We start from the raw sequence: 15065 nt of genomic DNA, 5'->3' as shown, positions 1-15065 counted from the left end.
CAGGTAGGACATCTCTTGAACATGCAGAACGTGACGGACTATCCAGCCGCTAGATCCACCCCAACCGCCGCGCCGTGGCGGCCGCGTCGTGCCGGTTGGCCGCGTCGAGCTTGGTGACCGCGCTGGAGAGGTAGTTGCGCACGGTGCCGGGGGAGAGCGAGGCCCGGCGGGCGATCTCCTCCACCGGGGCGCCGTCGGCCGCGAGCTCCAGGACGTCCGCCTCCCGCGGGGTGAGTGGGCTGTCGCCGGCGGCGATCGCCTCGGCGGACAGCTCGGGGTCGACGTACCGGCCGCCGGCGTGCACGGATCGGACGACCGAGGCGAGGGTCGTGGCGGAGGTGGTCTTCGGGAGGAAGCCGCGTACGCCGGCCCCCAGCGCCCGCTTCAGGTGGCCCGGGCGGCCGTGACCGGTGACGATCACGATGCCGCAGCCCGGTCGCAGCCGCAGCAGCTCGGTGGCGGCGCCGATGCCGTCGAGGCCCGGCATCTGCAGGTCGAGTACGGCGACGTCGAAGTCCACCGACCGCGCGACCGCGAGCACCTCGTCGCCGGAGGCCGCCTGCGCGACGACCGCGAGGTCGTCCTCCAGGTCGAGCAGCTGGGCGAGGGCGGTGCGGATCAGGTGCTCGTCGTCGGCGAGCAGCAGCCGGATCACGCGACCACCGCCGCCGGGTCCAGCCGGACGACGACCTCGAAGTGGGCGTCGTCCGCCTCGACCTCCAGGGTCGCGCCGAGGGGCGCGAGCCGGGCGGCCAGGCTGCTCAGCCCGGCGCCGTCCTCGGCCCGGCCCGCGCTCGGCCGGTCGTTGGTCACCCGCAGCGCCGCGCCGTCGTAGGCGATCGTGACCCGGGTGGCGGTGGAGTGCCGCAGCACGTTGGTGACCGCCTCGCGGACCACCCAGCCCGCCGGCTCGTGCCAGCGGGGCGGCAGGTCGTCGACGTCGAGGTCGACCGCGATGCCCGCCGAGCGCAGCAGCGAGCGCGCCCCGTCGAGCTCCTGGCGCAGGTCCACGGGTCCGTAGCCGCGGGCCAGCTCGCGGGCCTCCCGGAGCGTCTCGTGCGCGGTCGCCCGGACCTCCAGCATCTTCTCGGCCGCCGCCTCGGGCTCGCCGCGCCGCGCGAGCGCGGCGGCGAGCTCGGCCTGCAGCCCGATCGCGGAGAGCCGGCGGCCCATCACGTCGTGCACGTCGCGGGAGAAGCGCAGCCGCTCCTCGGCGACCGCGAGCGCGCCTCGGGTGGCGCGGGTCCGGTCGAGCTCGCGCACGATGCCGAGCAGCCACAGGGACGCCCGCACCGTGAACATGAAGAACAGCGCGATGCCGAGGCCCCCGAGCAGGAACCACGGCTCGCGGGCCGCCAGGGCCGGCGCCCCCGCGAGCGCGACGAGCACGGCGATCGTCGTACGCCGCCCGCGCAGGCCGACCAGCGACCAGGCCATGGCCGACCAGAGCAGCAGCACCCCGAGCCCGCGCACCTCGGTCGGCAGCGTCAGCACCGCAAGGAACCCGACGACCTCCAGCCCGAGGAAGGGGCCGAGGCTGCGCCAGGGCAGCGGCCGGTACGCCGGGTACAGCTCGATCACGTCGGCGAGGACCCGATGGGCGGCCAACGTCACGACGAAGCCCCCGACCGCGACCGCGACGGCCAGGCCGTTGTCCTCGGCGGGGACCTCGTGCGAGGCCTGCACCGCGATGAGGACGGTGAAGCTCCAGAGCAGCACGTAGAGGGACTGCCGGGTGTACATGTCGACGCGGTCGACCTGGTCCCGGTCCGCCCACGACCACCACCTGCGAGAGCTCATGCCGGACAGCCTGCCCCCTCGGCATGCATCACGAACGGGGCTCCCACCGCATCGACCGTGCCGTCAGCCAGACGCCCAGCGCCGCCCAGGCGGCGAGCACCAGCAGCGGCTGCCCCGCCGCGGCCCAGGTCGAGCCGAAGTCGAGCGTCGGGTCGGTCGAGGTGCCCTCGAGACCCAGCCACGAGGAGCGCACCAGGTCGGTGATCGCCGCGCCCGGCGTCAGGTCGGCCCAGCGGCGGACCTCCTCGGGGAAGCTCACCGCCACCTGTCCGACGAGGGCCAGCAGGATCACCGGCATGCTGGTGATCTGGGCGGCCTCGGCGTTCTTGGTCCACGCCGCGGTCCAGAAGGCCAGCACGGCGAAGGTCAGGGCGGCCACCAGCACGGCCAGCACGAAGAGCGCCGGGTTGACCGGCATCGGCGCGCCCAGGGCGAGGGCGAGCGGGATCGCCACCACGCCGACGATCATCGCGACGACGACGCCGGGCAGCGCGAGCGAGGTGAGCAGCTCCAGGTCGCGGGTCTCCCCGGTCCGGATCCGCTTGAGCACCAGCTCGTCGCGGCGGGTCACCGTCATCGACAGCACGTTGTAGAACACCGGGAACAGCACCGCCATCACGACGGTCGAGGTCAGCGCCATGCCGGCCGCCCCGACGTCGCCGCGGTCGCCGAAGAGCAGGAACGCCATCGGCAGCAGCGGGAGGACGAAGGCGTACGCGAGGTTCAGCCGGTTGCGGAGCATCAGGAGCGCGTTGGCCCGGGTGAGGCCCGTCGTACGGCGCATCGCGGCCGAGCGCTCGGACCGGACGGTGGGGGTCGTGGTGGTCATCGCAGATCTCCTTCCGGTGCCTGGGCGAGGGCGAGGAACGTCGACTCCAGCGACGCGGACCGGGCGTCGAGCCGGTCCAGGCGCACGTCGTTCTCCGCCGCCCAGGACAGCAGCTCGGTCAGGGTGGTCTGGAGGTCGTCGGTCTCGAGGGTGGTGGTCTCGCCGTCGGGGGTGACGTAGCGGACGGTCGACGGCTGGTGCGCGACCACCTCCGCGATCGTGCCCTCACGGACGATCCGGCCCGCGTGCATGATCGCGATCCGGTCGGCGAGCTCCTCGGCCTCCTCCAGGTAGTGGGTGGTGAGGAGCACCGCGTTGCCATCGGCGCGCAGGCCGCGGATCAGGTCCCAGACCCGCCGCCGGCTCTCGGGGTCGAGTCCGGTCGTGGGCTCGTCGAGCATCAGCAGCTCGGGCCGGCACAGCAGGGCGCAGGCCAGGTCGAGCCGCCGGCGCTCACCGCCGGAGAGGGAGAGGACGCGCGTGCCGGCGCGGTGGTCGAGGTCGACCAGGGCCAGCACCTCCGCGACCGGCCGGGGGTCGGTCACGGTCGCCGCCTCCATCACCAGGGTCTCCATGACGGTGAGGTCGCCGGAGAAGCCGCTCTCCTGCAGGACGACGCCGGTACGCCGCCGTACCTCCGCGCGGTCGGTGATCGGGTCCAGGCCGAAGACCCGGACCGAGCCCGCGGACGGTGCGGCCAGGCCCTCGATCACCTCCATGGTGGAGGTCTTGCCGGCCCCGTTGGTGCCGAGCAGGGCGACGATCGTGCCCCTCTCGACGGTGAGGTCGACGCCGCGGACGGCCTCGAACGCCGCGTCACCGGTGCCGTAGGACCGGCGCAGCTCGTGGACCTCGAGGGCGGGCTCGCGGTCCGCCGGGGGTGCGGGTGGGCGGGCGGGTGTCGGTGCGGTCGTTGCCATGCCTCCAGCGTCGTCGCGCCGGCGGTCCTCCGGCAGTGCCGGAGATCAGCAGAAACCCGTGACAGATGTCAGGTCAGGACGCGAACGCGCGCAGCCGCTCGGCGTCGCGGATCGTGATCACCCGCTGCTGCACGTCGATCAGGCCCTCCGAGGCGAACCGGGCGAGTGCCTTGTTGACCGTCTCCCGGGCCGACCCGACGAGCTGGGCGAGCTCGGACTGGGTGAGCCGGTGCTCCACGACGAGCGCCCCGTCCTCGGCAGGTACGCCGAAGCGCTCGCCGAGCTTGAGCACCATCCGCGCGACCCGCGCCGGGACGTCGGCGAAGACGAGGTCGGCGATGGTGTCGTTGGACGCGCGCAGCCGGCGGGCCAGGTGGGAGAGCAGGGCACGCACCAGGTCGGGACGGCGGCCGATCTCCTCGTCGAAGCGCGAGCGCGACAGCTCGAGCAGCGTCGTGGGCGCCACCGCCGTCACGGTCGCGTCGCGGTCGGAGGCGTCGAGCAGCGACATCTCGCCGAGCACGTCGCCCGGGCCGAGGACGGCCAGCATCGTGGGCCGGTCCTGCGAGGCCGAGCGGGTGACCTTCAGGCTGCCCTCGGCCACGACGTACATCGAGGCGCCGGGGTCGCCCTGGGAGAACAGCACGCCACCGCGCCGCAGGTGCACCCGGTGCATCAGGGCGAGCAGCTCGTCGGCGGCGGCCGGGTCGGCACCCGCGAGATCGTGCAGGGCGGTGCTGAGCTCGGACACCGTCGCTCCTTCGGACTCCGTGCCCATCGAAGGCAATCGGGTTGGGAGTCAACAATTCTCGGACATCCGATGCTCTCGGCGCGACTTCCCCGGGGATGAGATCGGACACGTCGCTCAGCCGAGGATCCGCTCCACCTGCTCGAGCAGGGCGCGGCGGGGCCGGCTGCCGACGATCGCGCCGATCTCCTCGCCGTCGCGGAACACCTTCATCGTCGGCAGTCCCAGGACCTTCAGGGCGGCGGCGGTCGCGGGGTGCGCGTCGGCGTCCAGGGTGACCACGCGGAGCCGGTCGCCGAGCTCGGCGGCGACGTCGGCCAGGACGGGGGCGAGCTGGTGGCAGGGGCCGCACCAGGCGGCCCAGACGTCGACGAGCACCGGCGTGGACGAGGCCAGCACCTCGGTGGCGAAGCTCGCGTCGGTGACGGCGGGGAATCCGGTCGTGGCGGTCGGGTGGGTCATCGGCTCTCCTCGGGGACGAGCTCGCACCGCGGGGTGGGTACGGCGCGAGCGGTGGCGGCCGCGAGACGTTCGGCGAGCAGGTCGCGCCGGGTGCTCAGCCGGGCGATCCGGTCCGTCATGTCGGCGATCGCCTCGCGGTAGGTGTCGAGCGAGGCCGGGCAGTCGTCGCCGGACGAGCCGCCGGCGTCGAGGCAGTCCAGGAACGGGCGGGTCCGCTCGGCGGTGATGCCGAGCTCGCCGAGCGTCCGGATCTCCCGGATCCGGTGCACGTGCGCGTCGTCGTACTCGCGGTAGCCGTTGGGCAACCGCGCGGCGCGCACCAGCCCGAGCGACTCGTAGTAGCGCACCGCCTTGACGCTCACGCCGGCCCTGCGGGCCACCTCGCCGATCCTCATCCCGACCTCCTCGCCCCCGAGCCTCGTCCCTGCCCCCAGGGTCAAGGTCAAGCCCACGGGCGCGATTCCCGTGAGTAGGGTCGATCGCGTGACGACGCCCTCCTTCGAGCTCGGTCCCGACCACCTCGAGCTGCAGCAGTGGCTGCACACCTTCGCCGCCGACGTGATCCGCCCCGCCGCGGCGGAGTGGGACGAGCGGGAGGAGTTCCCCTGGCCGGTCGTCGAGGAGGCGGCCAAGGTCGGCATCTACTCCTTCGACTTCATCGCCACGCAGGCCTTCGACGGGACCGGGCTCGGCTTCCCGATCACCATGGAGGAGCTCTTCTGGGGTGACGCGGGCATCGGCCTGTCCATCGTCGGCACGTCGCTCGCCGCGGCCGCCGTCCGGGCCAACGGCACCGACGAGCAGGTCGGCGAGTGGGTCCCCGAGATGTACGGCGCCCCGGGCGACCTCAAGCTCGGCGCCTTCTGCTCCTCCGAGCCCGACGCCGGCTCCGACGTCGGCGCGATGCGCACCCGCGCGGTGTACGACGAGGCGACCGACGAGTGGGTGCTCACCGGCACCAAGACCTGGGCGACCAACGGCGGGATCGCCGACGTCCACGTCGTGACCGCGGTCGTCGACCCCGACCTGCGCACCCGCGGCCAGGCGAGCTTCGTCGTACCCCCGGGCACGAAGGGGCTCAGCCAGGGCCAGAAGTTCGCCAAGCACGGCATCCGCGCCTCGCACACCGCCGAGGTGGTCCTGGACGCGGTCCGGGTGCCCGGTCGCTGCCTGCTCGGCGGCAAGGAGAGGCTCGACGCCCGGCTCGCCCGAGCGCGGGAAGGCGGCGCCGGTCGCGGCAACGCGAGCATGGCGACCTTCGAGCGCACCCGGCCGGCGGTCGGCGCGCAGGCGGTCGGCATCGCGCGGGCGGCGTACGAGGTCGCGCTCGACTACGCCAAGACCCGCGAGCAGTTCGGCAAGGCGATCATCGAGAACCAGGCGATCGCCTTCGCACTCGCCGACATGAGGACGTCCATCGACGCCGCGCGGCTGCTGGTGTGGCGGGCGGCCTGGATGGCTACCCAAGGGAAGTCCTTCGACGCGGCGGAGGGCTCGATGTCCAAGCTGTTCGCGGCGGAGACGGCGGTGAAGGTGACCGGTCAGGCGATGCAGATCCTCGGCGGCAACGGCTTCACGCGCGAGTACCCCGTCGAGCGGTGGGCGCGCGACGCGCGGATCTACACCATCTTCGAGGGCACCTCGGAGATCCAGCGGCTCGTGATCGCCCGGACGATCTCGGGGGCGCCGATCCGGTGACCGTGGGTTCGGCCGGCTCGACCGGTACGACGACGCAGCGGCCCGGGCTCCGTCGGGGCCGCTGGCACGACCCGGTCGTGTGGACCGACGTCGTCCAGCTGGTCAAGACCGTCGTGGCCGCGGTGGTCGCGTGGGTCCTGGCCACCCACGTGCTGGACCTCTCGCAGTCCTTCCTGGCCCCGTGGTCGGCGCTGCTGGTGGTCCACGCGACCGTCTACCGCACCTTCTCCCAGGGTGTGCGGCAGGTGGTGGCCGCGGTCGCCGGTGTCGTGGTCGCCTGGCTGGCCGGATGGGCGCTGGGGCTGGACCCGCTCGCCGTCGGGGTGGCCGTCGGTGCCGGACTGGTCATCGGCGCGATCGGATGGTTCCACGACGAGGGCACGACGGTCGCCGCGACGGCGCTGATCGTGCTCACCACCGGCTACTCCGACGACGGCCTCGTCCTCGTCGACCGCCTGCTCGACACCGCGATCGGCATCGGCGTCGGCCTCGTCGTCAACGCCGTGGTCTGGCCGCCGCTGCGGCGGCGCGCCGCGATCTCCGCGCTGGACGCCCTCGACAACCGGATCGGGCAGCTCCTGGTCGACATGGCCGGCGGGTTCGAGCGCGGGTTCAAGGCCGGCGAGGTCGACGACTGGGTCGAGCGGAGCCGTGACCTCGACGAAGACCTGGACCGGGCCTGGTCGCTGGTCCGGCAGGCGCGGGAGAGCGCGCTGATGAACCCGCGCCGCGGTGCCGGCGAGCTCCGCGACCCCCGGGAGTGGGTGCAGGTGCTGCGGCGCATGGAGCAGGCGCTGGCCGAGATCCGCAGCCTGGCGCGGACCTGCTCCTACGACCAGCTCTACGAGCCCGAGTGGCAGCCGCGGTTCCGCACGTCGTACGCCGCCGCGCTGCGCCGCGCGGGCGAGGGCCTCCTCGGCTCCGACCGCGAGGAGATGCTGGCCGTCTGGACCGACCTCGACCGGCTCGTCGACGAGCTCGGCGAGACCCGGCCGGCGCCGCGGCTGTGGCCGGTCTACGGGAGCCTCGTGGTGAACCTGCGCAACCTGGTCGACGCGATGGAGGAGGTCGCCGACCGGAACCCGCTCGCCCAGCCGCCCCTGCCGTTCGCGCGGCTACGCCGGCGCGGCCTGCTGGGCCGCCGGGGTCGGCCGTGACCGCGCCTGGCCGGACTCGCTTCCGCGGGGCGATCGCCGGCGTCGGCACGACCTCGGGGGTCCGGGTCGTGGTCGGCCGCTGGTCGGAGTCGCCGTACGGCGGGTTCGCGGACGCGATGGTCGAGACGGCCGCCGGTCGCCGGGTGCTGCTCGCGCCCTCCTCCGAGGTCGCGGAGTTCGTCGCGTCGACGTACTCCTTCGACGAGGTGCGGGTCGAGCTCTTCTCGGTCGTCGCCGGCGCCGACGCGTGGACGGTCCGCTCGGAGTCCCTCGCCCTCGTCGTGGAGCTCGGTGCGCCGACCGCGCTCGGACGGCTGCTGCGCCTGGTCCCGTCGCGGCTCGCCGAGGCGCCGTGGTGGTGCACGGTGACCGACCCGGTCGCACGGCTGGTGCTGCGCGGCGTACGGACCCGCGGCAGCGCCGGTGGCGGGAGGCGGGAGTACTACGGCGCGACCGGCGTACGCCGCATCTCGCGCGCCACCGGATCCTTCGACGGCCTCGACCTGGGCACGCTCGCGCCCGTCGACCCACCCCCGCGCTTCGGGTTCTCCTCCACGCCGCGCCGGCCCGCGGTCACCGACGTGGTGACCACGGTCGTGGACTCCTCGGCCGGACCCTGACGTTCTGGCCCGAAACTTCGGCTGAGAACGTCAGGATTCCCCGGTCCACCGGGGAATCCGCGCTACCCCTCAGGCCGGGTGCGTGTGCGCGATGTAGACGTCGCACGGCGCGTGCGCGGCGACGTCGCGGGCGATGCTGCCGAGGACGCGGGCGATGCCCTGCACGCGCTTGTTGCCCACGACGATCAGGTCGGCGTCGAGCCGCTCGGCGGCGCGCACCAGGGCCTCGCCGGGGCGACCGCTGCCCGACCAGGTGCTGATCTCCAGCCCGGGGAAGTCCCGGTGCAGGTCCACCGTGATGGCGCCGGTGATCCGGTCGGCCTCCATCTCGTTGGTCACCAGGAACCTGTCCGAGCCGACCTCGACCGTCTCGGCCTCGAGCTTGCCGTAGGCCGAGACCAGGTGGAGCTGGGCGCCGAGGGCCGTCGCGAGCTCGGCCGCCTTCCGTGCCGCTGCGGCCGCCGTGGGGCTGTTGTCGACTCCGCAGACCAGTGTCTTCGTCACGATCGCAACTCTAGGGGTTCGCGCCGACCGCGGCGCGACCAGACGTCAGCTCCGGACGGCCGGCAGCACGACCTCGCTGATCGCGCGCAGGCTCGCCCACGACGGCTCGGCGGGCAGCCCGCCGCAGGCGGGGTGGCTGGTGACCAGCCGCAGCCCCGTGCGGCACCGGTCGACGAGCTCGTCGGGGGTGACGACCAGGTAGACCCCGGCCTCCCGCATCTCCTCGACGGTGCGCGAGCCGTCGACGACGTACGAGCCCGCCTCGCCGTGCCATTCCTGGTACGCCGTCGCGTCGGCCAGCAGGTGATGGCCGTAGCGCTCCCAGAACTCCTCGGGGTCGTCGGCGCAGAACACGTTGGCCGGTCCCTCGGCCGGGGCGCGCAGCACGAAGCCGGGCTCGCGGCCCAGCGAGCGGCAGGTGGCGTCGTACTCCTCCTTCAGGGCGGGGTCGCCGTGCTGGGGCTGGAAGTTCAGGCCCAGCCGGGCGGCCCGGCGCGCGGCGGCGGGCGAGCCGCCGCCGTAGAAGAGGAACGGGTGCGGCTGGGAGTACGGACCCGGCGTGGTGGCGCCGGTCCGCCACAGCTCCAGGACCCGGGCGATCCGCTCCTCGATCTCGCGACCCCGCGTCGTCCAGGACCGGTCGTAGAGCTCGTACTCGACGGGGCGGTAGCCCAGCCCCAACGTGTAGCTGACCCGCCCCTTCGAGAGCAGGTCGAGCACGGCGAGGTCCTCGGCCAGCCGGACCGGCTCGTAGAGGTTGACCAGCAGCGCCGAGACCGTGATCGGCACCCGCTCGGTCACCGCCGCGAATGCCGAGGCGACCAGCAGCGGGCTCGGCAGGTAGCCGTCCTCGGCCGCGTGGTGCTCGGAGACCATGATCGCGTCGTGGCCGTGCCGGTCGACGTACGCCGCCTGCTCGACGGAGCGGCCGAACAGCTCCTGGCGCTCCTCGGGGGTCGCGCCGGGCGCGCGGAGGTCGTAGCGGGTGACGAAGGTGGTGCCCATCCGCGCAGACTAGAACAAGTTACAGATTCATGGCGCGATGGACCCAGGTCGAGGCGACCACCATGCCGACCCGCTCGTAGAGCCCGCGCGCGCCGGAGCGGGTGTCGGTCGAGAGGTAGCAGCGCTCGGCGCCGTACGCCCGGGCCAGCACGAACGCGTCGACCAGCAGGGCCGGGGCCAGCCCGCGCCCGCGATGGTCGGGACGGACGGCGAGCCGCGCGACGTAGCCGGCGTCGCCCGCGAGGTGGACGTGCACGGCCCCGACCGGCTCCCCGGCCGGATCGAGCAGCAGCCGGAGGTTCCACGGTGCGGAGCCCGGCCGCCCCCAGACCCGGGCGCCGAAGTCCTCGAACGTCGTGCGCTCCCGGTCGGCCCACTCGCCGAACGCGTCCTCGACCAGCGTCCAGACCGCGACCCGGTCGGCCTCGCTCGCGTCCCGGATCGCGTACCCCGTCGGCAGCGGGCGCGCCGCGACCTCCGCGCCGGGTGGCAGCTCGAGGTCCCAGGCGGTCCAGCGGGCGGCGTACCCGAGGTCGGCGAGGAGCCGGTCCGCCGCGCTCCCCTCGGGGACCTGCGCGCCGATCGAGGCGTAGCCGCGCTCGCGACCCCGTGCCTGCAGCCAGCGGGCGATCGCCGTCCCGATGCCGCGGCCCTGGTACGACGGCAGCACGGCCGCGTAGGCGATGCCCGGGCCGCTGAGGTCGCCGTACGCCACCAGGTCGGCGCCGTCGAGGACGCCGACGGTGCTCGCCGCGACGTCGTACGACGGCCGCGCCCAGTCGGCCTGCACGTCCTCGAGCGTCAGCTCCGCGGCGCCGAGGTCGACGACCTCCTCGGCGGCGACCACGGCGTGCACGGCCGGGGCGTCGTCGAGGGTGAGCGGACGGGCGGTCAGGCCGTCCGGGAGCCCCGCGATCACAGGTCCACCGCGCGGTGCACCCAGGTGGAGGTGACCTCCATGCCGACCTTCTCGTAGAGGCCGAGCGCTCCGGTGCGCGAGTCGGTGGAGAGCTCCGATCGGGAGGTGCCGTGGGCGCGGGCCTCGCGGAAGGTGTCGGCGAGCAGGCACTGCGCGAGGCCGCGGCCGCGCCGGTCGCGCCGGGTGGCGAGCCGGTCGACGAACCCGTACTCCTCGTTGACGTGCAGGACCGCGGCGGCGACGACCTCGCCGGCGGGGTCGGTCACCACGCGCAGCTGCCAGGGCTCGAACCCGGGCCGGTGCAGCACCGCGGCGGCGAAGTCGTCGTACGGCTCCCGGCCGCGCTCCGTCCACTCCAGGAACGCGTCCTCGAGGACGGTCCAGCAGGCCGGGTACTCGTCCTCGCGCGCCGCGCGGACGGCGTACCCCTCGGGGAGCGGGCGGTCGGCGATCGTGCGGCCCGGCGGGAGCTCGAGGACCCAGCTGGTCCAGCGGATCCGGTAGCCGCGCTGTTCGAGGAGCCGGTCGCCCGGCGAGCCCGCCGGCGTCGGCGTACCCACGACGCGCCAGCCCTGGGCGCGGGCGAGCTCCTGCATCCGGTGGGCGAGCCAGGTGCCGATCCCGCGTCCGCGGTGGTCGGGGTGGACGGCGGCGTCGCCGCGCTCGTGCCGGTCGATGGCGACGTAGCCGACCAACCGGTCGCCGTCGACGACGCCGAGTGCGCTGGAGGCGAGGTCGAACGAGGGACGGCTCCAGTCGGAGACGACGTCCGCCTCCTCGATCACCACCGCGCCGACGTCGGCGAGCTCCTGGGCGGCGACCAGCTCGAAGACCGCGCGGGCGTCGGCGAGCACGAGCGGCCGGGCGATGAGCCCGTCGGGGAGCGGGGGCGCGGACATGGCGCCAGTGTGGGGGACGCCCGCTCCGGGATGCGCGGGCTTTTCCGGGCGCTCAGGTCGGCGTACGACGAGCCGATGGTGCGGAGACGCCGACGGCCCGGGTCCACGGGGACCGGGCCGCCGGCTGTCCACCTGCCGAGTGGCAGGTGCGGGGATCAGGCGTTCTTGATGGCCGAGATGTCGAACTCGAGCTTGACCTTCTCGGAGACGAGGACGCCGCCGGTCTCGAGCGCGGCGTTCCAGGTGAGGTCCCAGTCCTTGCGGTTGACCGCGGTCGCGCCCTCGAAGCCGACGCGCACGTTGCCGAACGGGTCCTGCGCGGAGCCGGTCTCGTCGAAGGCGATGGTGACCGGCTTGGTCGCGCCCTTGATGGTCAGGTCGCCGGTGATGGCCCAGGTGTCGTCGTCCACCTTGCTGACCTCGGTGGAGCGGAAGGTGATCTCCGGGTTGACCGCGGCGTCGAAGAAGTCCGCCGAGGCGAGGTGGCCGTCGCGGTCGGCGGAGCCGGTGTCGATGCTGGCGGTCTTGATGGTGAGCGAGACCGAGGAGGCGGACGGGTTCGCGGCGTCGATGTGCGCGGTGCCCTCGAACTCCTTGAACGCGCCGCGGACGGTGGTGACCATCGCGTGGCGGGCGCTGAAGCCGATCCGGCTGTGCGACGGGTCGATGGTGTAGTCGCCGGAGATGTCGTCGAGGGCCGTGGTGGCGGCGTCGAAGGTCGGCTCGGCGGCGGGCTTGCGGGAGAAGATGCTCATGGTGTCGCTCCTGGTCGGTGGGGATCGTAGAAGATTCAACCACTTGAACCGGACCGCCATCCGGTTTCTTCCCGAACGCCGGAAGTTTTTTCTCCGGACGTGCGACGAGGCCGTCCTCCCGGGTGGGAGGACGGCCTCGTCGGCGTACTGGCGTGGGTCGTCAGGCGGCGTGGGGGGCGGCGGACGCGGCGGCCTCGCCGACGACCTGCCAACGCGCCTCCATGCGGGACCGACCGTCGCGGTCGACCACCGAGATCCAGCGCATCTCCAGCTCGCCGGTCACCGTTGATTCCGTCATGGGACACCTCCTGTTCATCTTCCGTTCACCAAAGATAGCCGATCCCCACCCGGACCGCCAGAATTCGGCTCAGATCGCGCGCGCCCCTCCACCGGGACCCCCCTGCGCCCGCCCAGGTGACCCATCCCCTCCACCTGGCTCACGGGGGATGCCGACCCGTCAGACAATCGGCTGAAATCGCGGCGTGTTGACGCACGATCGACGGGTCGGTGAACGGCGCAGCGAGCCTGGGTCATCCAGATGGGGGAAGTTCCTGCCCGATATCGGGCAGGAAGTTGCCAGTGGACGGCCGGGGGCGTCATCGTCTCCCCATGCCCGCCGATCCGGACCTGGTCGCCCACCTGGTGGGGACGACCGGGCTCACCGCCGCCGAGGCGGTGCGTGTGGTCGAGGACGTCGTCGCGTTCCACGCCGAGCCGGTCGAGGAGCTGGTACGGCGCCGGCACGCCGAGCTGAAGACGTACGGCGCGAAGAACCCGGAGATCTTCCCGAAGATCTCGGCCGAGCTCGCCGATCGCGTCGTCGGCGCGCCGCGGCTCACCGAGCGCCAACTGCGCCGCATCGTCTACGGATGACGGACGGCTGCGGCACCCATCCCATCGTGAGAGGACATCTGAGATGTGCGGCATCGTCGGCTACATCGGCACCCAGCAGGCCGGGCACCTGCTCCTGGAGGGCCTGACCCGCCTGGAGCACCGGGGGTACGACTCCGCCGGCGTCGCCGTGCTCGGCGCGTCCGGCTCCGCGCTGAAGGTGGCCAAGCAGGCCGGCCGGGTCCGCGACCTCACCGAGGGGCTGCCCAAGCGGTTCTCCGGCCGGGTCGGCATCGGCCACACCCGCTGGGCGACCCACGGCCCGGCGACCGACGCCAACGCGCACCCGCACACCGACGCCAAGCGCGACGTGGCCGTCGTCCACAACGGCATCATCGACAACGCCTCGACCCTGCGCCGGCTGCTCGCCGACGACGGCGTCGACCTCGTGAGCGACACCGACACCGAGGTGCTCGCCCACCTCATCGCCCGCTCGGAGTCCGACACCCTGGAGGGCCGGGTCGCCGACGCGCTCGCCCTGATCGAGGGGACGTACGGCGTCGCCGTCGTGCACGCCGACTTCCCCGACCGGATCGTCGTCGCCCGCAACGGCAGCCCGCTGATCATCGGCGTCGGCGACAAGGAGATGCACGTCGCCTCCGACCTCGCCGCCCTCGTCCGCTACACGACGACGGTCGCGCACCTCGACGACGGTGAGATGGCGACGCTGACGGCGACCGGCTTCACGACGTACCGCCAGGACCTCACCGCGACCGCCAACCGGGCGCAGACGATCGACATCGACCCGTCGGCGTACGACGCGGGCGACGAGGGCGGCTCGTTCATGCACCGCGAGATCCACGAGCAGCCGCGTTCGACCGAGCGGGTGCTGCGCGGGCGGCTCGACGAGCGGTTCGGCACCGCCCACCTCGGCGGCCTCAACATGGACGCGCGCGAGACCCGGGCGATCCGGCGCGTGAAGATCCTCGGCTGCGGGTCGGCGTACTACGTCGGCCAGATGGGGGCCTCGCTGGTCGAGGAGCTCGCGCGGATCCCCGCGGACGCGGAGGCGGCCAGCGAGTTCCGCTACCGCAACCCGATCATCGAGCCGGACACCTTGTACGTCGCCGTCAGCCAGTCCGGCGAGACCATCGACACCCTGCTCGCCGTGCAGGAGATCCGGCGCAAGGGCGGCCGGGTGATCGGCCTGGTCAACGTCGTCGGCAGCGCGATCGCCCGCGAGTGCGACGGCGGCATCTACCTGCACGCCGGGCCGGAGGTCGCGGTCGCCTCGACCAAGGCGCTGACCAACATGTTCCTCGGGTTCGCGCTGCTCGCCCTCCAGCTCGGGCGTGTCCGCGACCTCTCGATCGCCGACGGCAAGCGGCTGATCGCCGGCCTGAACCGGCTCCCCGAGCAGATCGCCGAGCTCCTGGAGCGCGAGGACGAGCTCGCCGAGGCGGCCGCCCGGCTGGCCGAGGCCGACAGCCTGTTCTTCATCGGCCGGGTGCGCGGCTTCCCCGTCGCCCGCGAGGGGGCGCAGAAGTTCAAGGAGATCACCTACCGCCATGCCGAGGCCTACCAGACCTCCGAGCTCAAGCACGGCCCGCTGGCGCTGATCGACGAGTCGGTGCCGACCGTCGCGCTGGTGCCGACCGACGAGCTCACCGACCGCAACGTCGGCGCGATGCACGAGATCGCGGCCCGCCGCGGCCCGCTGGTCGTCGTGACCCACGAGGACGTCGACCTCGGCGAGCTCGACGCCGTACGCATCGACGTGCCCCGCAACGAGCGCGAGCTGGACCCCATCCTGCTGACGATCCCCCTGCAGCTGCTGGCCTACCACGCCGCGCTGCGCCTGGGGCTCGACATCGACAAGCCGCGCAACCTGGCCAAGTCCGTGACGGTCGAGTGACCC

At 73.4% G+C, this 15065-nt stretch carries 18 protein-coding genes; 5 read left to right on the top strand and 13 right to left on the bottom strand.

Going from position 1 to position 15065, the window contains the following annotated elements:
- Positions 1–49: 49 nt before the first annotated feature.
- From VMF51_RS13290 to VMF51_RS13260, 7 genes are all read right to left on the bottom strand, one after another.
- Positions 50–655: a response regulator transcription factor gene (locus tag VMF51_RS13290; RefSeq protein ID WP_325474920.1), complete on the bottom strand. Its 606-nt coding sequence runs from the start codon at positions 653–655 to the stop codon at positions 50–52.
- Positions 652–1800: a sensor histidine kinase gene (locus VMF51_RS13285; protein ID WP_325474919.1), complete on the bottom strand. Its 1149-nt coding sequence runs from the start codon at positions 1798–1800 to the stop codon at positions 652–654. Before VMF51_RS13285 ends, VMF51_RS13290 begins: the two co-directional genes overlap by 4 nt.
- A 28-nt stretch (positions 1801–1828) precedes the next feature.
- Positions 1829–2629 carry an ABC transporter permease gene (locus VMF51_RS13280; RefSeq protein WP_325474918.1) on the bottom strand — a complete coding sequence of 267 codons (801 nt, stop codon included), beginning with the start codon at positions 2627–2629 and terminating at the stop codon, positions 1829–1831.
- A complete protein-coding gene (locus VMF51_RS13275; RefSeq protein WP_325474917.1) occupies positions 2626–3549 on the bottom strand; it encodes an ABC transporter ATP-binding protein in 924 nt (307 codons plus the stop codon). The genes VMF51_RS13280 and VMF51_RS13275 overlap by 4 nt, the downstream gene beginning before the upstream one ends.
- Positions 3550–3622: 73 nt before the next feature.
- Positions 3623–4300, bottom strand: coding sequence for a Crp/Fnr family transcriptional regulator (locus tag VMF51_RS13270; protein ID WP_325474916.1), 678 nt, complete (start codon positions 4298–4300; stop codon positions 3623–3625).
- 114 nt (positions 4301–4414) lie between these two features.
- Complete coding sequence (locus tag VMF51_RS13265; RefSeq protein WP_325474915.1) at positions 4415–4759, bottom strand: thioredoxin family protein; 345 nt, start codon at positions 4757–4759, stop codon at positions 4415–4417.
- The gene (locus VMF51_RS13260; protein ID WP_325474914.1) at positions 4756–5154 is read right to left on the bottom strand and encodes a MerR family transcriptional regulator; all 399 of its coding nucleotides are present in this window, start codon (positions 5152–5154) and stop codon (positions 4756–4758) included. Before VMF51_RS13260 ends, VMF51_RS13265 begins: the two co-directional genes overlap by 4 nt.
- Positions 5155–5242: 88 nt before the next feature.
- Between VMF51_RS13260 and VMF51_RS13255 the strand changes: the two genes are divergently transcribed.
- Genes VMF51_RS13255 through VMF51_RS13245 form a run of 3 tightly spaced genes read left to right on the top strand, consistent with a single transcriptional unit; the run spans position 5243 to position 8234 of the window.
- Positions 5243–6457: an acyl-CoA dehydrogenase family protein gene (locus tag VMF51_RS13255; RefSeq protein ID WP_325474913.1), complete on the top strand. Its 1215-nt coding sequence runs from the start codon at positions 5243–5245 to the stop codon at positions 6455–6457.
- Entirely contained in the window at positions 6454–7614 is a 1161-nt protein-coding gene (locus tag VMF51_RS13250) for an FUSC family protein (protein WP_325474912.1), read from the top strand. The genes VMF51_RS13255 and VMF51_RS13250 overlap by 4 nt, the downstream gene beginning before the upstream one ends.
- On the top strand, positions 7611–8234 hold the full coding sequence (locus VMF51_RS13245) for a hypothetical protein (protein ID WP_325474911.1): 624 nt from the start codon (positions 7611–7613) through the stop codon (positions 8232–8234). The genes VMF51_RS13250 and VMF51_RS13245 overlap by 4 nt, the downstream gene beginning before the upstream one ends.
- A gap of 69 nt (positions 8235–8303) precedes the next feature.
- Here VMF51_RS13245 and VMF51_RS13240 read toward each other — a convergent pair whose 3' ends face one another.
- The 6 genes from VMF51_RS13240 to VMF51_RS13215 all read right to left on the bottom strand — a co-directional run bounded on the left by VMF51_RS13240 (position 8304) and on the right by VMF51_RS13215 (position 12614).
- Positions 8304–8738 carry a universal stress protein gene (locus VMF51_RS13240; protein ID WP_325474910.1) on the bottom strand — a complete coding sequence of 145 codons (435 nt, stop codon included), beginning with the start codon at positions 8736–8738 and terminating at the stop codon, positions 8304–8306.
- 45 nt (positions 8739–8783) lie between these two features.
- The gene (locus VMF51_RS13235) at positions 8784–9743 is read right to left on the bottom strand and encodes an LLM class flavin-dependent oxidoreductase (protein WP_325474909.1); all 960 of its coding nucleotides are present in this window, start codon (positions 9741–9743) and stop codon (positions 8784–8786) included.
- 19 nt (positions 9744–9762) lie between these two features.
- The gene (locus VMF51_RS13230) at positions 9763–10662 is read right to left on the bottom strand and encodes a GNAT family N-acetyltransferase (RefSeq protein WP_325474908.1); all 900 of its coding nucleotides are present in this window, start codon (positions 10660–10662) and stop codon (positions 9763–9765) included.
- Entirely contained in the window at positions 10659–11561 is a 903-nt protein-coding gene (locus tag VMF51_RS13225) for a GNAT family N-acetyltransferase (RefSeq protein WP_325474907.1), read from the bottom strand. Before VMF51_RS13225 ends, VMF51_RS13230 begins: the two co-directional genes overlap by 4 nt.
- Before the next feature lie 155 nt (positions 11562–11716).
- Complete coding sequence (locus tag VMF51_RS13220) at positions 11717–12316, bottom strand: YceI family protein (RefSeq protein ID WP_325474906.1); 600 nt, start codon at positions 12314–12316, stop codon at positions 11717–11719.
- 160 nt (positions 12317–12476) lie between these two features.
- Positions 12477–12614 (bottom strand): hypothetical protein, encoded by a 138-nt coding sequence (locus tag VMF51_RS13215; protein WP_325474905.1) that lies wholly within the window; start codon positions 12612–12614, stop codon positions 12477–12479.
- Between the two features lie 311 nt (positions 12615–12925).
- Here VMF51_RS13215 and VMF51_RS13210 point away from each other — a divergent pair, with 311 nt between their 5' ends.
- Both VMF51_RS13210 and glmS read left to right on the top strand, forming a co-directional pair.
- Entirely contained in the window at positions 12926–13189 is a 264-nt protein-coding gene (locus tag VMF51_RS13210) for a hypothetical protein (protein WP_325474904.1), read from the top strand.
- 43 nt (positions 13190–13232) lie between these two features.
- Entirely contained in the window at positions 13233–15062 is a 1830-nt protein-coding gene (gene glmS / locus VMF51_RS13205) for a glutamine--fructose-6-phosphate transaminase (isomerizing) (RefSeq protein ID WP_325474903.1), read from the top strand.
- Positions 15063–15065: the final 3 nt, after the last annotated feature.

The organism is Nocardioides sp. (assembly GCF_035503875.1).
Taxonomy (GTDB): Bacteria; Actinomycetota; Actinomycetes; order Propionibacteriales; family Nocardioidaceae; genus Nocardioides.
The sequence above is the reverse complement of the archived record's forward strand: the minus strand, read 5'-3'. Positions and strand labels throughout refer to the sequence as shown.

Coding starts and splice junctions, on each gene's coding strand:
- VMF51_RS13215 (WP_325474905.1), bottom strand. CDS start 12,614: ATGACGGAATCAACGGTGACCGGCGAGCTGGAGATGCGCTGGATCTCG.
- glmS (WP_325474903.1), top strand. CDS start 13,233: ATGTGCGGCATCGTCGGCTACATCGGCACCCAGCAGGCCGGGCACCTG.
- VMF51_RS13220 (WP_325474906.1), bottom strand. CDS start 12,316: ATGAGCATCTTCTCCCGCAAGCCCGCCGCCGAGCCGACCTTCGACGCC.
- VMF51_RS13210 (WP_325474904.1), top strand. CDS start 12,926: ATGCCCGCCGATCCGGACCTGGTCGCCCACCTGGTGGGGACGACCGGG.
- VMF51_RS13280 (WP_325474918.1), bottom strand. CDS start 2,629: ATGACCACCACGACCCCCACCGTCCGGTCCGAGCGCTCGGCCGCGATG.
- VMF51_RS13235 (WP_325474909.1), bottom strand. CDS start 9,743: ATGGGCACCACCTTCGTCACCCGCTACGACCTCCGCGCGCCCGGCGCG.
- VMF51_RS13260 (WP_325474914.1), bottom strand. CDS start 5,154: ATGAGGATCGGCGAGGTGGCCCGCAGGGCCGGCGTGAGCGTCAAGGCG.
- VMF51_RS13275 (WP_325474917.1), bottom strand. CDS start 3,549: ATGGCAACGACCGCACCGACACCCGCCCGCCCACCCGCACCCCCGGCG.
- VMF51_RS13225 (WP_325474907.1), bottom strand. CDS start 11,561: ATGTCCGCGCCCCCGCTCCCCGACGGGCTCATCGCCCGGCCGCTCGTG.
- VMF51_RS13265 (WP_325474915.1), bottom strand. CDS start 4,759: ATGACCCACCCGACCGCCACGACCGGATTCCCCGCCGTCACCGACGCG.
- VMF51_RS13285 (WP_325474919.1), bottom strand. CDS start 1,800: ATGAGCTCTCGCAGGTGGTGGTCGTGGGCGGACCGGGACCAGGTCGAC.